Annotated in this window: 22 protein-coding genes and 1 other RNA gene; 20 read left to right on the forward strand and 3 right to left on the reverse strand. The window is 61.1% G+C overall.

Annotation, left to right across the window (positions count from 1 at the left end; all coding sequences use genetic code 11):
- On the forward strand, positions 1–324 hold a 324-nt coding region (locus Q8O35_RS12545), incomplete at its 5' end, for a hypothetical protein (protein ID WP_305573823.1).
- A 48-nt stretch (positions 325–372) separates the two neighbouring features.
- Here Q8O35_RS12545 and Q8O35_RS12550 read toward each other — a convergent pair.
- Both Q8O35_RS12550 and Q8O35_RS12555 read right to left on the reverse strand, forming a co-directional pair.
- Positions 373–906 (reverse strand): methylated-DNA--[protein]-cysteine S-methyltransferase, encoded by a 534-nt coding sequence (locus tag Q8O35_RS12550; protein ID WP_305573825.1) that lies wholly within the window; start codon positions 904–906, stop codon positions 373–375.
- Positions 903–1,844, reverse strand: a complete 942-nt coding sequence (locus Q8O35_RS12555; protein WP_305573827.1) for a TIGR01212 family radical SAM protein — start codon at positions 1,842–1,844, stop codon at positions 903–905. Before Q8O35_RS12555 ends, Q8O35_RS12550 begins: the two co-directional genes overlap by 4 nt.
- 195 nt (positions 1,845–2,039) lie before the next feature.
- Here Q8O35_RS12555 and Q8O35_RS12560 point away from each other — a divergent pair, with 195 nt between their 5' ends.
- From Q8O35_RS12560 to Q8O35_RS12650, 19 genes are all read left to right on the forward strand, one after another.
- Positions 2,040–3,080: a rod shape-determining protein gene (locus Q8O35_RS12560; RefSeq protein WP_305573829.1), complete on the forward strand. Its 1,041-nt coding sequence runs from the start codon at positions 2,040–2,042 to the stop codon at positions 3,078–3,080.
- A 1-nt stretch (position 3,081) separates the two neighbouring features.
- Entirely contained in the window at positions 3,082–3,927 is an 846-nt protein-coding gene (gene mreC, locus Q8O35_RS12565; RefSeq protein WP_305573831.1) for a rod shape-determining protein MreC, read from the forward strand.
- A complete protein-coding gene (locus Q8O35_RS12570) occupies positions 3,927–4,400 on the forward strand; it encodes a hypothetical protein (RefSeq protein ID WP_305573833.1) in 474 nt (157 codons plus the stop codon). The genes mreC and Q8O35_RS12570 overlap by 1 nt, the downstream gene beginning before the upstream one ends.
- A complete protein-coding gene (gene mrdA / locus Q8O35_RS12575; protein WP_305573835.1) occupies positions 4,384–6,318 on the forward strand; it encodes a penicillin-binding protein 2 in 1,935 nt (644 codons plus the stop codon). The genes Q8O35_RS12570 and mrdA overlap by 17 nt, the downstream gene beginning before the upstream one ends.
- Entirely contained in the window at positions 6,315–7,430 is a 1,116-nt protein-coding gene (gene rodA / locus Q8O35_RS12580) for a rod shape-determining protein RodA (RefSeq protein WP_305573837.1), read from the forward strand. Before mrdA ends, rodA begins: the two co-directional genes overlap by 4 nt.
- Before the next feature lie 244 nt (positions 7,431–7,674).
- Positions 7,675–8,097 carry an ATP synthase F0 subunit B gene (locus tag Q8O35_RS12585; RefSeq protein ID WP_305573839.1) on the forward strand — a complete coding sequence of 141 codons (423 nt, stop codon included), beginning with the start codon at positions 7,675–7,677 and terminating at the stop codon, positions 8,095–8,097.
- Positions 8,098–8,124: 27 nt separating this feature from the next.
- Positions 8,125–8,700, forward strand: a complete 576-nt coding sequence (gene atpF / locus Q8O35_RS12590) for a F0F1 ATP synthase subunit B (RefSeq protein ID WP_305573841.1) — start codon at positions 8,125–8,127, stop codon at positions 8,698–8,700.
- Positions 8,697–9,248: an ATP synthase F1 subunit delta gene (atpH, locus tag Q8O35_RS12595; protein WP_305573843.1), complete on the forward strand. Its 552-nt coding sequence runs from the start codon at positions 8,697–8,699 to the stop codon at positions 9,246–9,248. Before atpF ends, atpH begins: the two co-directional genes overlap by 4 nt.
- 4 nt (positions 9,249–9,252) lie before the next feature.
- A complete protein-coding gene (gene atpA / locus Q8O35_RS12600; protein WP_305573845.1) occupies positions 9,253–10,761 on the forward strand; it encodes a F0F1 ATP synthase subunit alpha in 1,509 nt (502 codons plus the stop codon).
- A gap of 17 nt (positions 10,762–10,778) precedes the next feature.
- Positions 10,779–11,645 (forward strand): F0F1 ATP synthase subunit gamma, encoded by an 867-nt coding sequence (locus Q8O35_RS12605; RefSeq protein ID WP_305573847.1) that lies wholly within the window; start codon positions 10,779–10,781, stop codon positions 11,643–11,645.
- A 19-nt stretch (positions 11,646–11,664) separates the two neighbouring features.
- Positions 11,665–13,068: a F0F1 ATP synthase subunit beta gene (atpD, locus tag Q8O35_RS12610; protein WP_305573849.1), complete on the forward strand. Its 1,404-nt coding sequence runs from the start codon at positions 11,665–11,667 to the stop codon at positions 13,066–13,068.
- Positions 13,069–13,078: 10 nt separating this feature from the next.
- Positions 13,079–13,501: a F0F1 ATP synthase subunit epsilon gene (locus Q8O35_RS12615; RefSeq protein WP_305573851.1), complete on the forward strand. Its 423-nt coding sequence runs from the start codon at positions 13,079–13,081 to the stop codon at positions 13,499–13,501.
- Positions 13,502–13,638: 137 nt separating this feature from the next.
- On the forward strand, positions 13,639–15,015 hold the full coding sequence (gene glmU, locus Q8O35_RS12620; protein ID WP_305573853.1) for a bifunctional UDP-N-acetylglucosamine diphosphorylase/glucosamine-1-phosphate N-acetyltransferase GlmU: 1,377 nt from the start codon (positions 13,639–13,641) through the stop codon (positions 15,013–15,015).
- Between the two features lie 31 nt (positions 15,016–15,046).
- Positions 15,047–15,229, forward strand: a complete 183-nt coding sequence (locus Q8O35_RS12625) for a hypothetical protein (protein ID WP_305573855.1) — start codon at positions 15,047–15,049, stop codon at positions 15,227–15,229.
- Positions 15,230–15,243: 14 nt separating this feature from the next.
- The gene (locus Q8O35_RS12630) at positions 15,244–15,495 is read left to right on the forward strand and encodes a cell division protein ZapA (protein ID WP_305573858.1); all 252 of its coding nucleotides are present in this window, start codon (positions 15,244–15,246) and stop codon (positions 15,493–15,495) included.
- Between the two features lie 39 nt (positions 15,496–15,534).
- Positions 15,535–15,718, forward strand: a non-coding RNA gene (gene ssrS, locus Q8O35_RS12635) — 6S RNA.
- A 174-nt stretch (positions 15,719–15,892) separates the two neighbouring features.
- The gene (rny, locus tag Q8O35_RS12640; protein ID WP_305573860.1) at positions 15,893–17,461 is read left to right on the forward strand and encodes a ribonuclease Y; all 1,569 of its coding nucleotides are present in this window, start codon (positions 15,893–15,895) and stop codon (positions 17,459–17,461) included.
- Positions 17,462–17,658: 197 nt separating this feature from the next.
- Positions 17,659–18,198, forward strand: coding sequence for a bacterioferritin (locus tag Q8O35_RS12645; RefSeq protein WP_305573862.1), 540 nt, complete (start codon positions 17,659–17,661; stop codon positions 18,196–18,198).
- 215 nt (positions 18,199–18,413) lie between these two features.
- The gene (locus Q8O35_RS12650) at positions 18,414–19,865 is read left to right on the forward strand and encodes a catalase (protein ID WP_305573864.1); all 1,452 of its coding nucleotides are present in this window, start codon (positions 18,414–18,416) and stop codon (positions 19,863–19,865) included.
- A gap of 239 nt (positions 19,866–20,104) precedes the next feature.
- Here the strand turns inward: Q8O35_RS12650 and Q8O35_RS12655 are convergent.
- A partial coding sequence (locus tag Q8O35_RS12655) for a hypothetical protein (RefSeq protein ID WP_305573866.1) occupies positions 20,105–21,405 on the reverse strand: 1,301 nt, incomplete at its 5' end.

The raw sequence follows: 21,405 nt of genomic DNA on the forward strand, positions 1-21,405 counted from the left end.
GGGGCGGACATCCTCACCGGCGGCGATGGGGCCGACACATTCTCGTACCGCCTCACCAGCGACTTCGGTGACGAGATAACAGACTACGAATCCGGCGCCGACATCCTCAACTTCAGCTCTAATTTAGGCTGGGGGGACGAGCCAACCTTGGCCAGCCGCCTGTTCAACGGCATCGGCAACGTGACCGGAAACACCGCCTGCCTGTACACAGAAGGCGGCGACCTCTATTACGACAGCGACGGAACCGACGCCAACGGCGCCGTGGTCGTGGCCCAGGGCGTCACCGCCATCGACGCCGCCCACGTGACCCTGACCTTGGTCTAGCGCCAGCGCAGCCTACACCGCACCAGACAGCGGCCTGACCAGGGAGCATTACTCCCTGGCTGGGCCGCTTTCCAATTGCAGCAGCAGTTCCTTGAGCGGCAGGCCGTGGAGGTTGGTGTAGCCGGTGAGGCAACCGCCCGCGCCAAGCACGCGGTGGCAGGGCACAATAAGCGGCCAGGGGTTGTGCGCCATGGCCTGCCCCACTGCGCGGGCCTTGCCGCCGTGGCCGGACAAGGCGGCAAGCTCGCCGTAGGTCACGGTCTGCCCGCTAGCCACCCGCGCGTGCAACGTGGAAAGCACCTCCCGCGTAAAGGGCGGCAAAAGCTCCCAGGCCAAGGGCAGGTTTGGAAAATCCGCAGTCCGTCCTGCGGCCAGACGCACCAGAGCCGCATGCACGGCGCGGGCCTCCTGGCTCGCGTCCTGGGCCAATTGCGGGCCTTCCGCCCGGCTCAGGCGCAGGCCGATCACCTTGCCGCCGCGCCAGACGATATCCAGCCCCAGGGGCGGGGCGGCCACGGTTTCAATGCGCTCAGCCCCGGCCTCCAGACGTTTCGACTTCCGCTCCGCAACAGCTCCGCTCATGCCGTCTCCTTATAGTACATGCTCCAGTCCGGCAGGGCTTCCGGGCAGAAGCCCACGCGGCCCTGCCACGTATTGCGCCGCTGCATCTCCCTGCGGGCAAGGGCCAGGGCCGCAGTCTTGTCCGCCGCCCATTCCGGGGCCACCAGCTCGCCCGGAGCGGCATCGGCAAAAACACGCTCAACGCAGATGTCCGGCCTCAGCCGCTCCAACGCCCGTATAAGCTCGAACACGTAGTTCTCAAGGCCAGACAGGACGAGTTCACCGGCACGCCACTGTCTCTCCAAGGCGGTTCCCCTACACACAAGCAGGTTGTGGAATTTCACCGCCGTCACCGGCAGGGCGTTCAAGAATTCAACCGACTGCACGAGGTCTTCCGGGCCTGCGCCGGGCAGGCCGTGCACAAGATGCACGCACACAAAGATCCCGCGAGCCGCGGCAGCCCGCACCGCGCGGGCGAACACCTCGGCCCCGTGGCCCCGGTTGGCCTTGGCCAGCACCGCATCGTCCGCGGATTGCAGGCCCAGGTCCAGGCGCACAAAGGGCAGTTCCGCCTGGGCCAGAATGTCCAGGCGGGCATGGTCGCCGTCCACATCCAGGCAATCAGGCCGGGTGCCCAGGCACAGGCCGGAAAGGCCAGGCAGGGCGGCAACTTCCGCCAGCACCCCGCGCAGGCGCTCAGGCGCGGCGTGTGTGTTAGTATACGCTTGAAGATAGGCTAAAAGCTTGGCCTTTGGCTCGCGGACAAGGGCGCGAGGGACAAGGCGCTGCCACTGGATGGACAGGTCCAGCCCCTGCGCATGCAGGCCGGTGCCGGAACCGGCGGGATTGCAGAAACTGCACCCATGGCGGGAGATGGTCCCGTCGCGGTTGGGGCAGGAGAAACCGGCGTCGAGGGGCACCTTGCGCACAGCCCCCCCGAGATGAGCGCGAAAAAACACGCGGGCCGGGTGCCAGCGGGGTATTTCGTCCTGAAGCGGTGATTCATGTGAAGCCGGGTGGGACGGGGGTGCGCTCATGTATTGCCTGCCGGGTTTTCTTTTGGTACGGGTTGCTGTTCTACGGCGGTTGCGGTCAAAGACGCCGTACGTCCAGCGTACGTTCGGCGACACAATATTTCAAGAACCGGGGGTCTTATGGTCAAGTTGTTTGACAAATTCTTCGAGTATTTCTCCACAGACCTCGCCATCGACCTGGGCACGGCGAATACGCTCGTGTACGTGAAGGGTGCGGGCGTCATGCTTTCCGAACCCTCCGTGGTGGCAGTTAAGCGCGATTCTCGCGGTGGCAAGGTGGTGCTGGCCGTTGGCACCGAGGCCAAGAAGATGCTTGGCCGCACCCCGGGCAACATCGTGGCCATCCGCCCCATGAAGGACGGCGTCATCGCCGACTTCGAAGTCACGGAGGCCATGCTGCGCCACTTCATCTCCAAGGTGAACAATTCCCGCCGCCTGGTGCGCCCGCGCATCATGATCTGCGTGCCCACGGGAATCACCCAGGTGGAGAAGCGCGCGGTGAAGGAAAGCGCCCAGAGCGCCGGAGCGCGTGAAGTCTACCTCATCGAGGAGCCCATGGCCGCGGCCATCGGCGCCAACCTGCCCATCACCGAAGCCACCGCCAACATGGTGGTCGACATCGGCGGCGGCACCACCGAGATCGCCGTCATCTCCCTTTCCGGCATCGTGTACGCGAAAAGCGTGCGCATCGGCGGCGACAAGATGGACGAAGCCATCATGCAGCACGTGAAGCGCAAGTACAACATGCTCATCGGCGAGAGCACCGCCGAGGAGATCAAGATGACCATCGGCAGCGCCTACCCCGTCGAGGGCGCGGGCGAGATGGAAGTCCGCGGCCGCGACCTGGTCACCGGCATTCCCCAGAACCGCATCATCACCGCCGAGGAAGTCCGCGGCGCCATCTCCGAGCAGGTGGAGGGCATTGTCCAGGGCGTGCGCATCGCCCTTGAGCAGACCCCCCCCGAACTGGCCGCCGACATCGTCGACCGCGGCATCGTGCTCACCGGCGGCGGCGCGCTGCTCAAAGGCCTGGACAAGCTGCTGCAGCACGAGACCCAGCTGCCCATCACCGTGGTGGATGATCCGCTCACCGCCGTGGTCCTTGGCTCCGGCAAGGCGCTTGAGTGCATCGACCTGTACAGGGAAGTGACCACGGACTAGCGTGAATCCAAAACGAGTCGCCATTTTCCTCGTCGCCGGGCTCTTCGTCTACCTGAGCCTCTACACCTGGAACCTGCGCTCCGGTCATTTGACGCGTCTGAGCACGTATTCCGGGCTGGACAGCGTGGGAATGGTGCTTCGTCCCGGCAAATGGCTGGGGGGCCGGGCCGGGGACTTTGTCGAGCGCTATGTTTCCCTGGTGGGGCTCAAGCAGCAGAACGAGGCCCTGGAGACCGAGGTCAAGGCCTTGCGCCTGGAGAACATGACCCTGCGCGAGCGCGCCGAGGCCACCGGGCGGGTGGAGAAGCTGCTTGGCTTCCCCGAACCGCCGGAGTGGAAACGCGAGGGCGCGCGGGTCATTGCCCATCGCGTCGGGCCCACGGCCATTTTGGAAACCATCCTTGTTGACCGCGGGCGGCTTTCCGGCGCGGTGGAGGACACCCCTGTGCTCTCCACCGAGGGCGTGGTGGGCCGCATTTACCGCGCTGGGCTTTCCGTCTCAACCGTGCTGCTTTTAACCGACCCCTCGGGCCGCATCGCCGTGGTCGGGCGCGACAACCGCGCTGCCGGCGTTGTGTACGGCATGGGCGCGGACGAGAAGCTCATCGTCAAATATGTAGGCTTCACCTCCAACATCGAGCAGGGCGAGATCCTCGTCACCTCCGGCATGGACGGCGTGTACCCCAAGGGGCTGCCCGTGGCCCGCGTCACCCGCGTCAAGCGCGAGGAAGGCACCCTGTTCATGGACGTTCAGGCCGAACCCCTGGTGGACATTCCCCGCCTGGAAGAGGTTCTTCTTCTCAAACGCGCGGCCAAACCCGAAGACACCCGCGACCTCTGGGAGTAATGCCCATGTTGGCGGCCATCTGGTGGACCATTTTTACGGTGTGCGGCATCTGGGGGCAGGTGCTGGTTCCAGGCGTGGATTTTTTCGCGCCCGGCATGGCCATCAGCCTGCGCTGGCAAAAGCCAGTGGTCACCGTCATTCTGGCGCTGGTGTGGGTGGCGATTCAAGAAGGCGCAGGCGGCCTGGCCTTTGGTTACGGCATCCTCTGGTACTTCACGCTGTTCGCGCTGCTGACCCTGGGACGCTGGCTCCTAGATCCCGGCAGCTTCCAGTTCCAGGCTCTGCTGGGCCTCGCCCTGGGCAGCGCCCATTTCCTGCTGCTGTACCTCATGGCCGTGCTTGAGGTGCGGGCCTTCCCGCTCAAACGCGTGCTCTTCGAGTGCCTGCTTCAAACCATCACATACCCCATTTTATGGTACACGGCGAACAATCTCTTCCCAGACAGGCTGAAGCGTCATGAAGAATCTTCTTAGCGCCTCCAGCCAGAACATGCCCCGCTTCGGGGCCAGCCTCCTCCAGTTCCTGGTGCTGGGGCTTTTCTGCCTGTTCGCCGTGCGCCTGTGGTACCTGCAAATCCACCTGGGCCCGGTGTTCACCGAGAAGAGCCGCAACAACCAGCTGCGAGTCGAATACCTTTTCGCACCGCGAGGCTTTCTGCGAGACCGCAACGGCGAGCTCCTCGCCGTCAACGAGCCCGCCTTCGCCCTGGGCCTTGTCCGCGAGGACTGCGATGACATTCCCGCCACACTGGGCAAAGTGGCCGATCTGACCGGCATTCCCCAGGAACGCCTGAAGGAAATCTACACCCGCAACAAACCCAAGGTGAAGAGCTTCGAACCCCTGGTGCTGGCCCCGGACCTGACCTTCGACACCATCGCCAAGATTGAGGGCGTGAGCGTGCGCTGGCCAGGGCTTGAGATCCTTTCCCGCACCCGGCGCAAATACAACTACGGGCACCTGCTCTCCCATGTGCTGGGCTACGTCAGCGAGGCCAACGAGGCCGAGATGCAGGCCGACCCGACCTTGTCCCTGGGCGACTTCGTGGGCAAGCAGGGCCTGGAGAACCGTCTGGACAGCCGCCTGCGCGGCGCTAAAGGCAAGCGTCTCATCGAGGTGGACGTCACCGGGCGCAGACTCTCCGAAGAACAGCAGGGCGAACCCAGGGCCGGAGAGGAAATTTTCCTTTCCCTCGACCTTGGACTGCAACAGCTGGGGCACAAGCTGCTTGAAGGCAAAAGCGGCGCCGTTGTGGTCATGGACCCGGACAACGGCGAAATCCACGCCCTGGTGAGCGAACCCAGTTACGACAGCAACATGTTCACCAGCGGACTTTCCAGCGCCCAATGGGCCACCCTGCGCGACGACCCGCTGCACCCGCTGCAGAACCGCGCAACGCAAAGCGTGTATCCGCCCGGCTCCGTCTTCAAGCTGGTCATAGCCGCCGCAGGCCTGCACTACGGCGTGGTGGACCCGAAGGAAACCGTGAACTGCACCGGCGAGGTGGCCCTGGGCAGCCACGTGTTCCGCTGCTGGAAGCACTCCGGTCACGGTTCCGTGAACTTCCAGCGGGCGCTGGTGGAATCCTGCGACACGTATTTCTACAAGCTGGGCATGAAGCTCGGCGTGGACCGCATGAGCGAATTCTCCAAAGCCTCGGGCTTCGGTTCGGTCACGGGCATCAACCTCCCGCACGAGAAGGGCGGGCTCATCGCCAGCCGGGAGTGGAAGCTGAAACGCTTCGGCGTGCGGTGGACCAAGGGCGAAGACCTGAACATGTCCATCGGTCAGGGCTACACAGTCACCTCGCCGCTGCAGGTGGCGCGCTACATCGGGGCGTTGCTGAACGGAGGCAAGCTCCTGCGTCCGGCGCTCGTCAAAGGCGAACAACCCCAGGTGACCGGGCAGCTGCCCCTTACGGAAGAACAGATGAACATGGTCAAGCGGGCCATGGTCGCCACGGTTGAGGATCCGCACGGCACCTGCCGCCGGGCGCTCACAAACGGGGTTGTGGTCGGGGCCAAAACCGGCACCGCCCAGGTGGTGCGCCTGACGGATGAGCTGAAGCGCATGGGCGACAACGTGCCCTATAAATTTCGCGACCACGCCTGGATGGCCGGCTTCGGCGAACAAGGCAGCAAGCGCTTCGTCATCGTGGTGATGGTGGAGCATGGACTCCACGGCGCCTCGGGCGCTGGTCCTGTGGTCAAGGCCATGCTCGATGCCCTCTTCATGGGCAAAAAGGAGCTGCCCCCCCAGGACGTGGCCGGCGCCGCAAGCCCCGCCGCAAGCCCCGCTGCAAGGTTGGAGGCAGTTGAGACGCAGTTCCCGGAACCGCCATTGCCCGTGCCTCCCGCCTTTAACGAACTGCAGCGGAAGGAGATCCCCCAATGAGCCCCATCGACAGGCGGGTCTTCTACCATGTGAACTGGCGGCTGGCCGGATTGCTGGCCGTGCTCTTCGCCATTGGGGTTCTGAACCTGTACTCCGCCAGCGGCGTTCGCCTTGGCGACGGCATGCAGGTCGAAAACTATTATCAAAAGCAACTGATCTGGGGCTCCATCGGACTCAGCGGCATGGTGGCCTTCATGGTGTTCGACTACCGCAGGCTGAACGCGGTTGCTTGGCCGCTCTACGTTATGACCTTGCTGCTCCTGCTGGCCGTACCAATAATAGGTAAAACCGTGCTTGGCGCACGGCGCTGGCTGGACTTTGGACTCTTCAACTTCCAGCCCAGCGAGCTCGCCAAATTCTCCGTTCTGCTTATCGGGGCACGCCTGCTCTCAAGCGACTCCGAACGGCTCAACCTGCGTGAACTAGCGGCAGTAATTGGCTTAGGCCTGGTTCCAGCGCTCTTGATCATCAAACAGCCGGACCTGGGAACAGGCCTGCTGGTGCTGATGCTTTTGGCCGGGCTCGTGCTGTACCGAGGCGTGCAGCCCTGGCTTTTCCGAACGCTCTGTGTGCTGATTCCGCTCATCACGCCGGCGTTCTGGTTTGTGCTCAAGGACTACCAGAAACGGCGCATTTTGGCGTTCCTCGATCCCGCCACCGATCCGCTCGGTTCCGGTTACCACATCCTGCAATCGGAAATTGCCGTGGGCTCAGGCCGCCTCTTTGGAAAAGGGTTTTTGGGAGGCACCCAAAGCCAACTGCGCTTCCTGCCGGAAAAGCACACAGACTTCGCCGTGGCCGTGTATGGGGAGGAATGGGGCTTTTTCGGAATGATCGTCCTTCTCTCGCTCTTCTGTGCTTTTCTATACCAAGTGGCCGTGGTGGCGCGCGACGCCAAGGACCCCTATGGCAGCTATCTGGCCGCAGGCGTTTTCTTCTATTTCTTTTGGCAGATTCTCATCAACATGGGCATGGTCATGGGCCTTATGCCCGTGGTCGGGGTTCCCCTGCCCTTCATCAGCTATGGCGGCAGCGCCACGCTGGTGAACTTCAGCCTCGTTGGCCTTGTGCTCAATATCTCCATGCGCCGCTACTTATTTAAACAGACGTGAACCACCTCCGGGCCAGGGGTTACTTCCAAGGGCCAGCGCATCAAGGCACAGTTTTCACAAGCTCTAACCAGCCCGTATGATTTTGCGCAAATTGCCCGCAAAGCCTAGAAAACCATGGCGCAACGGCATCTAAGGAGCCGGGAAAAACGAAAAAAGGCTTTGACAGGGGCCAGGGCATGGGGTAAGTCCCCTCTGACTTTGGACCAAATTTCACAATCCAAAATCCAAAGCGCTGGGGGCCGCAATGATTGATATTGACAGTACCTTCTTTATTCAGCTCATCAATTTCCTCATTACTGTGGTGTTTCTGAATGTTCTCCTGATCAAGCCCATCCGGGACAAGATCAAGGAGCGCAACACGCTCATGGCTAGCCAGTTGGGGAGCATCGAAGAGTTCACCTCCAGCGCCGACGCGAAGCTGAAAGGCTACGAGACGGCCTTGGACTCCGCTCGTCAGCAGGGCCTTGAACTGCGCAAGCAAATGCGCGCCGAAGGTTCTGGCGAGGAGCAGCAGATCATGTCTGCCGTTGGCAAGGAAGTGGCTGCGACCATGAAGGCCGCCCAGGAAGAAATCGCCGCTCAGGTGGCCGGGGCCAAGAAAACCCTGGGCGCCGATGTGGAGAAATTCGCGCTGAAGGCCACTGCCAAGATCCTTGGCCAGGCTTAAGCCGCAGGTAGAAGGAGGGGGAACACCTTGAAAGTTGCACAGCACACAGTACTGACCCTGATCGGCGTCCTTGCGTTTTCCGCACTGGCCTACGCCAGCGGGGGCGAAGGCGCAGAAGCCCATGGCCTGCCTTGGGCCAACTACGGCTTCCGCATCCTGAACTTCGTGATCTTCATCTTCCTGCTCTACAAGTTCGCCGGCGCCAAGGCTGTGGCCTTCTTCGGCGGCCGCCGCACGCAGATCAAGAAGGACCTTGAGGATCTCGAGATCCGCAAGAGCGAAGCCGACAAGAGGCTGAAGGACGTCGAAACCGGCATCCGCAACCTGGAGCAGGAAAAGGCCAGCATTCTGGCCGAGGCCAAGATCCAGGGCGAAGCCATCAAGGTCGCCATCATTGAGAAGGCCCACAAGGACGCCGCAGCCATGAAGGCCCAGGCGGTCACCAGCGCCGAGAACGAGGCGCGGGCCGCGTTTGACCGTGTGCGCGGCGAAATCGCCGACCAGGTCATCGAGCAGGCTACGAAAATCGTGCGCGAGAAGCTCACCGAACAGGATCATGAGCGCCTCGTGGATGAATACTTAACAAAGGTGGTGCTCAATTGAGCGGGAACATCGTCGCGCGCAGGTACGCCAAGGCGCTGTTCACCGTAGGGCAGAAGCAAGGCGCTGCCGAGCTTGAAACCTATGGGAAACAGCTCGCCGAGTTGGCTGGGGCATTGGCGGATTCGCCGGAGGCCGTGCGGTTCTTCCGCAATCCGGTTTTCAGCGTTGAAGAGAAAAAGACCGTCCTGAAGCAGATCACGGACCAGCTGGGTGTCACCAAGAACCTGGTGAACTTCATGAGCCTGCTCGCCGACAAGAGCCGTCTCGACTCTCTTCCCGAGATTGCCGAAGACTTCAAAGCCATGCTCGATGAGGTCAATGGCATTGTTTCCGGTAAACTCGTCACCGCGGTAGCGCTTTCCGATACCCGGAAGGTGGAATTGAAAGAACGGCTTGAGAAGCAGACCGGCAAAAAGCTGGTTCTCGACTTCGGCACCGACGCCGACATCCTGGGCGGGGTGGTGCTGCAGATCGGCGACAGCGTGCTTGACGCAAGTCTGCGCGCTCAGCTGAATATTTTGAAAGAAACCATCAAGAGGGGTGAGTAGGGCCATGCAGATCAAAGCGGAAGAAATCAGCAAAATCATTGAGGGACAAATCCAGAATTACGAGTCCCGCGTGGAAATGAGCGAGACCGGCACCGTTTTGTACGTTGGTGACGGTATTGCCCGCGTGCATGGCGTGAAGAACGCCATGGCCATGGAACTCCTGGAGTTCCCCGGCGGCCTCATGGGCATGGTGCTCAACCTCGAAGAGGACAACGTCGGCGTCGCGCTCCTCGGCGAGTGCAACGAAATCAAAGAAGGCGACCCCGTCAAGCGCACGGGCAAGATCTTCTCCGTGCCCGTTGGAGACGCCGTCATCGGCCGCGTCATCGACCCGCTCGGCCAGCCCATCGACGGCCTCGGCCCCATCGCCTCCAAGGAGACCCGCCCGGTCGAGCTGAAGGCCCCCGGCATCGTCGCCCGTAAGTCTGTCCATGAGCCCATGGCCACCGGCCTGAAGGCCATCGACGCCATGACCCCGGTTGGCCGCGGCCAGCGCGAGCTCGTCATCGGCGACCGCCAGGTCGGCAAGACCGCGGTCTGCATCGACGCCATCCTCGCCCAGAAGGGCGGCGACGTGAAGTGCTTCTACGTGGCCATCGGCCAGAAGAAGTCCACCGTCGCTCTCGTGGCCGACACCCTGCGTCGCTACGGCGGAATGGAATACACCACCATCATCTCCGCCACCGCCTCCGAGCCCGCGCCGCTGCAGTTCATCGCCGCGTACTCCGGCTGCACCATGGCTGAGTACTACCGCGACTCGGGCAAGCACGCGCTCATCATTTACGACGACCTGTCCAAACAGGCTGTCGCTTACCGCCAGATGTCGCTCCTGCTCCGCCGTCCTCCCGGCCGCGAAGCCTTCCCCGGCGACGTTTTCTACCTGCACTCCCGCCTGCTGGAGCGCGCTTGCAAAGTCAATGACGGCCTTGGCGCCGGTTCGCTGACCGCCCTGCCCATCATTGAGACTCAGGCCGGCGACGTGTCCGCGAACATCCCGACCAACGTCATCTCCATCACCGACGGTCAGGTGTACCTGGAGCCCGCGCTGTTCAACGCCGGCATCCGCCCGGCCATCAACGTCGGCCTCTCGGTCTCCCGCGTCGGCGGCGCCGCCCAGATCAAGGCCATGAAGCAGGTTGCCGGCACCCTGCGCCTCGACCTCGCCCAGTACCGCGAACTGGCCGCTTTCGCCCAGTTCGGCTCCGACCTGGACAAGGCCACCCAGTCCAAGCTGAACCGCGGCGCCCGCCTGGTCGAGCTGCTGAAGCAGCCTCAGTACCAGCCCATGCCGGTTCAGGAGCAGGTCGCCTCTTTGTACGCCGGCACCCGCGGCTACATGGACGAAGTGCCGGTTGACGCCGTGCGCAAGTTTGAAACCGAACTGATGGAGTTCCTTCGCAACTCCAAGGCTGACGTTCTGAAGGACATCATCGAGAAGAAAGCCCTGGACGCTGACCTCGAAGGACGTCTGAAGGCTGCCATCGAAGAGTTCAAGAAGGGCTTCCGCGCCTAACGGCGCAGGAGGGTGCGATGGCTTCCCTGAGGGATGTCAAAACGAAAATAGGCGCGGTCAAGAAGACCAAGCAGATCACCAAGGCCATGAATATGGTGGCCTCGGCGAAGCTGCGCAACGCACAGGGCCGCATTGAGCGGTTCAAGCCGTACGCGCAGAAGTTCTTCGAAATGCTTGGCGATCTTGCGTCTGGAGCGGACGAGTCGGTCCATCCGCTTCTGGCAAAGCGTGAGGAAAAAAAGACCGTTGGCATCGTCATTGTGACCTCTGACCGCGGTTTGTGCGGCAGCTTCAACGCCAACATCATCAAGGCCGCTCTCAAGCTGGCCAAAGAAAAGCAGGCTGAAGGCCTGGCCGTGAAGTTCTACTGCGTAGGCAAGAAAGGCCGCGACGCAGTGCGCAAGGCTGAATATGAGATCGTGGTCCAGTACCGTGACATCATGAACAGCTTCGACTTCACCCTGGCCAGCAAGCTTGGTGGCGAGCTCATCAACTCCTTCCTGGATTCCACCCTGGACGAAGTTGTGATCTGCTACGGCGAGTTCATCAGCATGGGTCGGCAGGTTCCGGTTTGTCAGACCGTGCTGCCCATCAGCGGAACCCCTGGCGAGTCCACGGGCTCTGGCAAGGAGTACGTCTACGAACCCTCTGTCGAGGGATTGCTGGCCGAGCTTCTGCCCCGCTTCGTCAAAGTACAGGTTTACCGTGGCATGCTTGACACGTCCGCCAGTGAGCATGCAGCACGCATGACCGCCATGGACAACGCCACGCGCGCCTGTGACGACATGATCAATGCGCTGACGCTTCTTTACAACAAGACCCGTCAGGCTGCCATTACCAGAGACCTTATGGATATTGTCGGCGCCACTGAAGCGTTGAAATGATAAAAGGGGGCCAAACAAAATGAGTGCAAACGTAGGTAAAATCGTCCAGGTAATCGGCGCCGTCGTTGACGTCGAGTTTCCTGAGGGGCAGCTGCCCCACATCTTGAACGCGCTGGACATCAAGAATCCGAACAACACGGACGCGCCTGAGCTGGTCTGCGAAGTGGCTCAGCACCTGGGCAACAACGTGGTCCGCACCATCGCCATGGACGCCACTGAAGGTCTCGTTCGCGGCATGGCCGTCACCGACACCGGCAAGGCCATCCAGGTTCCGGTCGGCATCGGCGCTCTGGGCCGCATCATCAACGTCGTGGGTCGCCCCGTGGACGAGATGGGTCCGATCAAGAGCGACAAGCTCATGTCCATCCACCGCGCTGCTCCGCCCTTCGTCGACCAGAACACCAAGGTCGAAGTGCTTGAGACCGGCATCAAGGTCGTTGACCTCTTGATCCCCTTCCCCAAGGGCGGCAAGATGGGCCTCTTCGGCGGCGCCGGCGTGGGCAAGACCGTTATTCTCATGGAGATGATCAACAACATCGCCAAGCACCACGGTGGTCTGTCCGTGTTCGCAGGCGTGGGCGAGCGTACCCGCGAGGGCAACGACCTGTACCACGAGTTCAAGGACGCCGGCATTCTGGACAAAGCCGCCTTGGTGTACGGCCAGATGAACGAGCCTCCGGGAGCCCGTGCCCGCGTGGCCCTCACCGGCCTCACCATCGCCGAGAACTTCCGCGATGCCGACGGCCAGGACGTGCTGCTGTTCATCGACAACATCTTCCGCTTCACCCAGGCGGGCTCCGAAGTGTCCGCACTTCTCGGCCGCATGCCTTCCGCGGTGGGTTACCAGCCCACGCTGGGCACCGACCTTGGTGAACTGCAGGAGCGCATCACCTCCACCAACAAGGGTTCGATCACCTCGGTGCAGGCCGTTTACGTGCCCGCCGACGACTTGACCGACCCCGCCCCGGCCACCACGTTCTCGCACTTGGACGGCACCCTGGTGCTTTCCCGCCAGATCGCTGAGCTGGGCATCTACCCCGCGGTCGACCCGCTCGACTCCACCTCGCGCATTCTGGACCCCCTGGTCCTCGGCGTGGAGCACTACTCGGTCGCCCGCAGCGTGCAGATGATTCTGCAGAAGTACAAGGAACTCCAGGACATCATCGCGATTCTTGGCATGGACGAGCTCTCTGACGACGACAAGCTCCTCGTCGGCCGCGCCCGCCGCATCCAGCGCTTCCTGTCCCAGCCGTTCCACGTTGCCGAGGCCTTCACCGGCAAGCCCGGCCGCTACGTCAAGCTTGAAGACACCATCAAGGGCTTCAAGGATATCATTGACGGCAAGCACGACGAGATCGCGGAAAGCGCCTTCTACATGGTTGGCGACATCAACGAGGCCCTCGAAAAGGCCAAGCAGGGATAGGTAGGACGCTATGTCCAAGAAGCTGCTGCTCGAAATCGTGACGCCCGACCGCAAGGTCCTCTCGCAGGACGTTGACTATGTGGGCGCTCCCGGCGCGCTGGGTGAGTTTGGCGTACTGCCGAGCCACATCCCCTTCCTGTCCGCGCTGGGTATCGGCAACCTGTACTACAAGGACGACGGGAAAACCCACTACGTCTTTGTGTCAGGCGGGTTTGCCGAGGTCAGCCCCGACAAGGTCACCATCCTGGCAGAGGCGGCGGAAAAGGCGGCGGACATTGACTTGGAACGCGCCCGCAAGGCCCAGGAACGCGCCCAGCAACGTCTCGCGCGCGCCCAGGAAAAGATCGACAACGCGCGCGCCCAGGCCGCGCTGCGCCGGTCCCTGGCACGCTTGACCTGCCGCAATTCTGGCGAAAAAGCGGGGACGTGCTAACCCACGCCCTTGCCGCCTGAAAAGGCGCCAGACAACTCCATCAACAAGGCAGGCCGGACTATTCCGGCCTGCCTTTTCTTTTATCCAAATAAATGCGAAGAAGCGCGCGAACGACATCCACCATCTGAGGAGCCGCAATGCCATACGCCAACACCATCGCCGTCATCCTGGCCGCCGGAAAAGGCACGCGCATGCATTCCGACAAGCCCAAGGCCCTGCAAACCCTTCTGGGCGAGACCATGCTGCACTATGTGGCCGCCACTGCCGCCTCTGTGGCCTCCCAGGTGCTCACGGTTGTTGGCCACGGACACGAGATGGTGCGCAAGGCGCATCCAGAACTTGCTCCCGGCTTCATACTGCAGGCCGAGCAAAAGGGCACGGGGCACGCCTTGCAGACCGCCTGGAGCCTGGTTCGCGCCTCCGGCGCAACACACTGTCTGGTGCTCAACGCCGATGCGCCCCTTGTTACGCCGGAAGATCTTGCGGAGTTGATGAACTCTGCGCGCGAGGGCTCAGATATTGCGTTTCTCTCGGCTGTGCTGCCCGATGCCGGCTCTTTTGGCCGTGTGTTGCGAGGGTCAGATGGCGAGGTTATGGGAATCGTTGAAGCAAAGGATTACGACCCGGCGCGCTTTGGCGCAGACACCGGCGAGGTCAACACAGGGCTGTTCTGCCTGTCGGTCAGCGCTGTAGAAAATGTTCTCTTCTCGCTCACCAGCGCCAACCGCGCCGGGGAGTATTACATCACCGATCTGGTGGGCAACGGCGTGGCCGCGGGGCTGCAGATCCACGCGCTCAAGCGCGAGGCGGCCCTTGATCTGCTAGGCGTCAATTCCCCCCAGGAACTGGCTCAGGCCGAGGAGCGTCTGCGTAGCGCCACGGCTCAGCGCTTACTCGAAAGCGGGGTGCTGCTGCACCAGCCCGATTTAATCGTGGTGGGTCCGCGCGCCGTGGTCGAGCCTGGCGCTGAGCTGACAGGCCCTTGCCGCATTCTCGGCGCGACAACGATCGCACGCGGGGCGAAGGTCGGCGCCTTTTCCCAAATCACAGACAGCGTGCTCGAATCAGGCAGCGAGGTGCGCGAATTCTCTCACCTGGAAGGCGCGCACCTGTCCCCAGGCAGCGCTGCCGGACCTCACGCACGGCTGCGCCCTGGCGCAAAGCTCAAGGAAGGCGCCAAGGTTGGCAATTTTGTCGAGATGAAAAAGTCCGTGCTCGGCCCTGGCGCAAAGGCCGGACATCTGACCTATCTGGGCGATACCGAGGTGGGCGCTGGCGCAAACATCGGCGCAGGCACCATAACCTGCAACTACGACGGCAAGCACAAGCACGCCACGCACATAGGAGCGGGTGCCTTCATCGGCAGCAACACGGCCCTTGTGGCACCGGTGCGGGTGGGAGATAACGCGCTGGTGGGCGCGGGCTCCGTCATCACCAAAGACGTGCCGGACCAGGCCCTTGCCATTGCCCGCGCGAAGCAGTCGAATCTTGAGGGCCGGGGCAAGAAGTCTTGATTTCGCCGCCGGGAAGCGTTAGAGTCTGAACATGGAACTCATCGAAAGGTTGGAAGCGCGGTTTGACGAACTCATGGAGCGCGTCCGACAGCTGGAAGAGGATAACCGGACCTTGGCGGCTCAAGTCGAGGCTGAGGCCGGTAAAAGAAAGGTGATCCAAGACCGTATCGAGGCCCTTCTGGTGAAGGCGCAGGCATCTATCAACGGGCAATAGCCCGGATTCACGCCATGCCCAGCTACACCATTACGGTCAACGGACTGGAGATATCCTTCAAGACGGATGCAGACGAAGAGCGCATCCAGGCAGCCCAGGCCTTGCTCGAAGAACGCTTCGCCGAGCTGAGCAAGGGTGGTCGGTATATAAGCAGAGAGAAACTGCTAACGCTTCTGGCCCTTGGGATGGCGGACGACTATCTCGAAACGCGCCGGAAGATGGCGGGCCTTGAGGCCCGCATGCAGGAGCTCTTGGAGAGGCGATAACAGGCTGGCTAAGCAGCCTTGCGCATAGGAATAGCGGAATAACCCCTGGGGAGTTCGTGATTGTTTTTGAGTTCTTGAGCCAATATGTATCAAATGGGATCCGCCAGAGCCCTCCCGTGTGCACACCCGCCTCCGCGCGGGCAGCCTAACGGCGGGACGGAGGAGCCCCCCTCGTTAAACGAGGTTCAAAACTCCAGAAGCAACACGGCGCCCCGGGGCTAAAGGCCTTGGTGGTCTTTTGTCGTATTCTCCGCTCCCCGCAGCCGCACATCACCTCCTCTCCAAGACACCTGCCCTGAACGGTTCACGAACGAGCACGGCTTTCGGCCCACGGTCGAACTCCCGCGCGCGCATCAGGCCCGCATGGCCTGTCCATATAACCGGTAAGGAGCAGCGCATGACAGAATCCACCATGTTGCTCATCGCCCTCGACGGTTTAGCCCTCATTATAGGCCTCGTCGGCGGCTATTATTTCAGCGGCTACCTGTCCAAAAAACGCAACCAGGACGCCCAAGATCTGGCCGCCCGAATCGTTGAAGAGTCCAGAAAAGAGGCCGAAGCCACACGGAAGGAGGCCCGCGTTCAGGCTCAGGACGAAATCTTCGCTCTCAAGAAAGAGCATGAGCAGGAGTACAAGGACCGTGAGCAGACCCTGAAACGCGAGCAGGCCCGCCTTCAAGAGAAAGAAGAGCGCCTTGAGAGCAAGCTCGAAAAAGTCGCACAGAAAGAGTCTGGCGTGGTAGAGTTGGAGAAGCGGCTCATCAAGCAGGAAAAACAGCTCTCCGAAAAGCAGGAAGCGCTTGAAGCCGCCGGTGACGCCCACGAACTCAAGCTCCAGGAGATTTCCGGCCTGACGATTGAGGAAGCCAAGGAGCGGCTCATGAGCGAGGTCGAGTCGCGCACGCGCCACGAGGCTGCGCGCATGATCCGCAACATTGAATCAGAAGCCAAGGAAGTTGCCGGAAAGAAGGCCAAGGAGATTCTCTCCCTGGCCATCCAGCGCTACGCAGGCGACTATGTTTCCGAGCAGACCGTCACCGCCGTGACTCTGCCCTCCGAGGAAATGAAAGGCCGCATCATCGGACGCGAAGGACGCAACATCCGCGCCCTCGAAGCCGCCACCGGCGTCGACCTGATTATCGACGACACGCCGGAGACCGTGGTGCTCTCGGCCTACAGCCCCCTTCGCCGCGAAGTGGCCAAGCAGGCCCTTGAACGCCTGATCCACGATGGCCGCATCCACCCCGCCCGCATCGAAGACGTTGTGCGCAAGGTGGAGCAGGAAATGGACGTGAAGCTGCGCGAGATCGGCGAGCAGGCCACCTTCGACGTGGGCGTGCACGGCATCCACCCGGAGCTGGTCAAGCTCCTGGGCCAGCTGCACTACCGCACCAGCTACTCCCAGAACGTGCTGCAGCACTCCATCGAAGTGGCCTTCCTTTGCGGCATCATGGCCGCCGAGCTGGGCCTGGACGAGAAGATGGCCAAGCGCGCAGGCCTGCTGCACGACCTCGGAAAGGCCGTTGACCATGAGGTTGAAGGCCCCCACGCCGTCATCGGCGCGGACCTGGCCAAGAAGCACGGCGAGATCCAAGAGATTGTCCACGCAATTCAGGCCCACCACGAGGACGTTCCGCCCCAGACGGCCATCGCCACCCTGGTGCAGGCAGCCGACTCCCTGTCCGGCGCGCGCCCCGGCGCCCGCAAGGAACTCCTTGAGAACTACGTCAAGCGCCTTGAGGAGCTGGAGAACATCGCAACCAGCTTCGGCGGCGTCAGCAAGGCATACGCCATTCAGGCTGGCCGCGAAGTGCGCGTCATGGTCGATGCCGAACGCGTGCCTGACGAGCAGACCTACCTGCTGGTCAAGGACATCGCCACCAAGATTGAAAACAACATGACTTATCCCGGCCAGATCCGCGTCACGGTGATCCGCGAGAAGCGCGCCGTGGGCTACGCCAAGTAGCCGGGACCTTCCGATGCCATTGCAGGGCCGGGGCGCGAAAGCACCCTGGCCCTTTTCATGCGCCCCGGTTGAGCAGATACGGAGTCTGGAAAAAGCGACGCATACTTGCCTGCGGCTGAGTGATGACCTAATGTGGCTTAAGTGGATAAGCAGGACAATCAGGGCCGCTGAAACCAATACGCACGGAGGTTCCCTTTATGGCTGTTGAAAGCAGAGAGAAGCGCAAAGCCAAGGTTTTGGAGGTGCTGAACAAAGCGCGAGCCATGGAGCTGTACGCCATCACCCAGTACATGAACCAGCACTACAACCTGGACAATCTGGATTATGGGGAAATGGCCGCCAACATGAAGCTCATCGCCATCGATGAGATGCGGCACGCCGAAATGTTCGCCGAGCGCATCAAGGAGCTTGGCGGAGAGCCTGTGACCGCTGGCGACGGCAAAGTGACCAAAGGCCAGGACGTGCGCGCCATCTTCCCCTTTGACGCCACACTGGAAGACAACACCATCGATGCTTACAACCAGTTTCTGGAAATCTGTCGCTCCAACGGCGACAACATCAGCATGAGCCTGTTCCAGACCATCATCGACGAAGAGCAGATCCACTTCAACCACTTCGACAACGTGGCCGGGCACATCAAGAATCTCGGCGACGCCTATCTTTCGCGCATCGCAGGAACCCCCTCCACCACCGGCGGCACCACCAAGGGCTTCGCCCTTCCAGGGGTCGGCGCATAGCCACGGCCGCATAGCCACCGCATTATGGCGGGCAAGGGACAAAGCGCCCTTGCCCGCTTTTCTTTCTTCTATATATTGACAGGACTAGTTGTTCTTAGTAACTATTACCATTACATGTCTTGGTATAGAGTCATTGTCTTGCGTAAGTTGGATTCTATGCTATGAGTCGAGCTAATTTCAACGACTCCCACCTTTGTACCTATACGGAGGCTAAAATGGCGAAAAAGAAACTGACCACCAACGCAGGCGCTCCCGTTCCAGACAATCAGAACGTGCTCACCGCCGGACAACGCGGCCCACAGCTCTTGCAGGACGTTTGGTTCCTGGAGAAGATGGCCCACTTCGACCGCGAAGTCATTCCAGAGCGTCGCATGCACGCCAAAGGCTCAGGAGCTTTTGGCACCTTCACCGTCACTCACGACATCAGCAAGTACACCCGCGCCAAACTCTTCAGCAAAATCGGCAATAAAACTGAGATGTTCGCTCGGTTCTCCACCGTGGCCGGAGAGCGCGGCGCGGCCGATGCCGAGCGCGACATCCGCGGCTTTGCCCTGAAGTTCTACACCGAGGAAGGCAACTGGGATTTGGTCGGCAACAACACCCCGGTATTCTTCCTGCGCGACCCGCTCAAATTCCCGGACCTGAACCACGCGGTGAAGCGCGATCCGCGCACCAACATGCGCAGCGCCAAGAACAACTGGGACTTCTGGTCCAGCCTGCCAGAAGCCCTGCACCAGGTCACAGTGGTCATGAGCGACCGCGGAATTCCGGCAACCTATCGCCACATGCACGGCTTCGGCAGCCACACTTTCAGCTTCATCAACAAAAAGAACGAGCGCTTCTGGTGCAAGTTCCACTTCAGAACCCAGCAGGGCATCAAGAACCTCACCGATGCGGAATCAGAGGCCATTGTGGCCAAGGACCGCGAAAGCCATCAGCGGGACCTGTACGAGAGCATAGAGCGAGGCGACTTCCCGCGCTGGACCATGTTCGTGCAGGTGCTGAGCGACAAGCAGGCCCAAAAGCTGCCCTACCATCCCTTCGACCTCACCAAGGTCTGGCGGCACAAGGACGCACCGCTTATGGAAGTGGGCGTGCTTGAGTTGAACAAAAACCCCGAGAACTACTTCGCCGAGGTGGAGCAGGCCGCATTCAACCCGGCCGCTGTTGTTCCCGGCATTTCCTTCTCGCCGGACAAGATGCTCCAGGGACGACTCTTTTCCTACGCCGATGCCCAGCGCTACCGCCTGGGCGTGAACCATCACCTCATCCCCGTGAATACGCCCCGCTGCCCCTTTCACAGCTACCACCGCGACGGCGCAATGCGCGTGGACGGCAATCACGGCAGCACACTGGGCTACGAGCCCAACAGCTATGGCGAGTGGCAGGAGCAGCCCGACTTTCGCGAGCCGCCCCTGGAGCTCTCCGGCGCTGCGGACCACTGGAACGCGCGCGAGGACGACAGCGACTATTACTCCCAGCCCGGAGACCTGTTCCGGCTCATGAGCCCGGCCCAGCAACAAGTGCTCTTCGAGAACACCGCCCGCGCCATGGGCGATGCGCCCAAGGAGATCAAGCTCAGGCACATCGGCAACTGCGCCAAGGCAGACCCTGCATACGGCGCAGGCGTTGCCAAGGCGCTGGGCCTCACTGTGCCGAAGAAGTAACGACAGTAAACAGGAGGGCAATCCAGGGGCTCCGCCCCTGGACCCCGCCGGGGGGAATGATTCCCCCCAGATAACCCTAGTTTTTTCTAGAGTATCATGCTCTTTTTTATGAACTTATCTAGCTTCACTGCCTGGCTTGTGCCTGTGCTTCGGGACACGTACGGGACACTCTCAACGTAATTGTGCTGTCTCAAACTGGGATGAAATGGAAGATTCCCTGCATGCCCACTGATGGCCCCCTAAATCCCAAGCTTTTGGAAAAAGATCTGGTTGCGCATCTTTGCGTCTTTTAAAACTTTGTCCCAACTGACAACTTCGATGTAGAGGTTTATGTTGCCCATCCAGTCAAACCAGCCCAGGCGGTCGGGCATGGGTGTGAAATCCTTTTCCCGTTCCAACCATTTTTCGACTTTTGGCGTCAGGTCGCACACAACATAACCGTAGAAAGGCGTGTTCTCGGCGACCTGAATCTTGCGACCTTCTGGGGTCTTGTACTTGCCGTCGCGGATTTCATTCACATAGCGGATGATTTGCTTCACCGGATCATCGTCCGAAGACGGGTTTGCAAAGTCATCGCGCTGCGGCTTCTTGAACTCAAAGATTGTGATCGGATTGCTCGCCTCGTTGTCCCCGCGAAAGAACACGCGCTTGTTGTAAACGAGAAGGTCCGGGCGATCAGAATTTTTGCCGTCAAGAGGGAGGTCCGAGGACACCCAGGTCGTAAAGTTCAGGCGCTCGTCGACAAGCCAAAGATTATGGTCCCGGAACGGCGTGGCATCCGAGTTCCCCTTGCGAGGGAAGATGATGTCGTGGACCACTCCTTCAGAGGAATATGCTCCGGATTGATCCGTTTCCAAGCTCTTGCCGAATATCTCGAGGATGGTACGGCGAAGCGCGATGTAGTGGATCAGGTCGCTCCTGCTTGTGCCGGAGACCTTGTTGACAATCTCCACCACTCGGTCTTGCACATCCTCAAGATTGGTCTCGTTCAGAAGGTTCGTCACGTCTCTACGGATCGCGACTTCCTGCGTGAATTTCTCCTTCTGGAGTCGTGTTTCAATCTCTTCCTTTGAGGGATTTAAGGGCAGGCTGCTCAAATCAATTGTTTCAAGGATTGCCTTGTGCCACGGAGCATACTCGTCCACATATTCCTGAACACGCTCTTTCTTGCGCTGCTGCCGGAACGTAATGTCTTCGCCCATCGTTTTTCGTGCGATGCCGGCTGCGGCGTGTTCGATCTGGGCCTGCCCAATTCCGTGGATGAGATCACTCTCCATCTGAAACTCGAACCCGCCGCGCTCCAAGGAGACGTGGCGGTCCAGGTAAGGGCCGAATACATAGACTTTGAGGATGTAGTTTCGCTCACGGTCTATTTCGCCGTTTCGGTCCTTCTCAAAAAATTCGTCCTCGAACTCGGGGATGTATTTGTGCACCGGGGAGCCCGAGACTTCGCGCTTGTGCGCCACAAGACTGACCCGGCTCTTTTGGTTGCGAGGTGAAAACAGCTTGAAGACCCGGACGATGAATTCTTCATCCGTCT

It is taken from the genome of Humidesulfovibrio sp., from assembly GCF_030689645.1.
Taxonomy (GTDB): Bacteria; Desulfobacterota; Desulfovibrionia; order Desulfovibrionales; family Desulfovibrionaceae; genus Humidesulfovibrio.

Excerpts from the sequence above, each read along its gene's own strand:
- Q8O35_RS12550 (WP_305573825.1), bottom strand. The coding sequence starts at position 906 with ATGAGCGGAGCTGTTGCGGAGCGGAAGTCGAAACGTCTGGAGGCCGGG.
- Q8O35_RS12560 (WP_305573829.1), top strand. The coding sequence starts at position 2,040 with ATGGTCAAGTTGTTTGACAAATTCTTCGAGTATTTCTCCACAGACCTC.
- Q8O35_RS12570 (WP_305573833.1), top strand. The coding sequence starts at position 3,927 with ATGCCCATGTTGGCGGCCATCTGGTGGACCATTTTTACGGTGTGCGGC.
- mrdA (WP_305573835.1), top strand. The coding sequence starts at position 4,384 with ATGAAGAATCTTCTTAGCGCCTCCAGCCAGAACATGCCCCGCTTCGGG.
- rodA (WP_305573837.1), top strand. The coding sequence starts at position 6,315 with ATGAGCCCCATCGACAGGCGGGTCTTCTACCATGTGAACTGGCGGCTG.
- Q8O35_RS12585 (WP_305573839.1), top strand. The coding sequence starts at position 7,675 with ATGATTGATATTGACAGTACCTTCTTTATTCAGCTCATCAATTTCCTC.
- atpA (WP_305573845.1), top strand. The coding sequence starts at position 9,253 with ATGCAGATCAAAGCGGAAGAAATCAGCAAAATCATTGAGGGACAAATC.
- Q8O35_RS12605 (WP_305573847.1), top strand. The coding sequence starts at position 10,779 with ATGGCTTCCCTGAGGGATGTCAAAACGAAAATAGGCGCGGTCAAGAAG.
- atpD (WP_305573849.1), top strand. The coding sequence starts at position 11,665 with ATGAGTGCAAACGTAGGTAAAATCGTCCAGGTAATCGGCGCCGTCGTT.
- Q8O35_RS12615 (WP_305573851.1), top strand. The coding sequence starts at position 13,079 with ATGTCCAAGAAGCTGCTGCTCGAAATCGTGACGCCCGACCGCAAGGTC.
- glmU (WP_305573853.1), top strand. The coding sequence starts at position 13,639 with ATGCCATACGCCAACACCATCGCCGTCATCCTGGCCGCCGGAAAAGGC.
- Q8O35_RS12625 (WP_305573855.1), top strand. The coding sequence starts at position 15,047 with ATGGAACTCATCGAAAGGTTGGAAGCGCGGTTTGACGAACTCATGGAG.
- Q8O35_RS12630 (WP_305573858.1), top strand. The coding sequence starts at position 15,244 with ATGCCCAGCTACACCATTACGGTCAACGGACTGGAGATATCCTTCAAG.
- rny (WP_305573860.1), top strand. The coding sequence starts at position 15,893 with ATGACAGAATCCACCATGTTGCTCATCGCCCTCGACGGTTTAGCCCTC.
- Q8O35_RS12645 (WP_305573862.1), top strand. The coding sequence starts at position 17,659 with ATGGCTGTTGAAAGCAGAGAGAAGCGCAAAGCCAAGGTTTTGGAGGTG.
- Q8O35_RS12650 (WP_305573864.1), top strand. The coding sequence starts at position 18,414 with ATGGCGAAAAAGAAACTGACCACCAACGCAGGCGCTCCCGTTCCAGAC.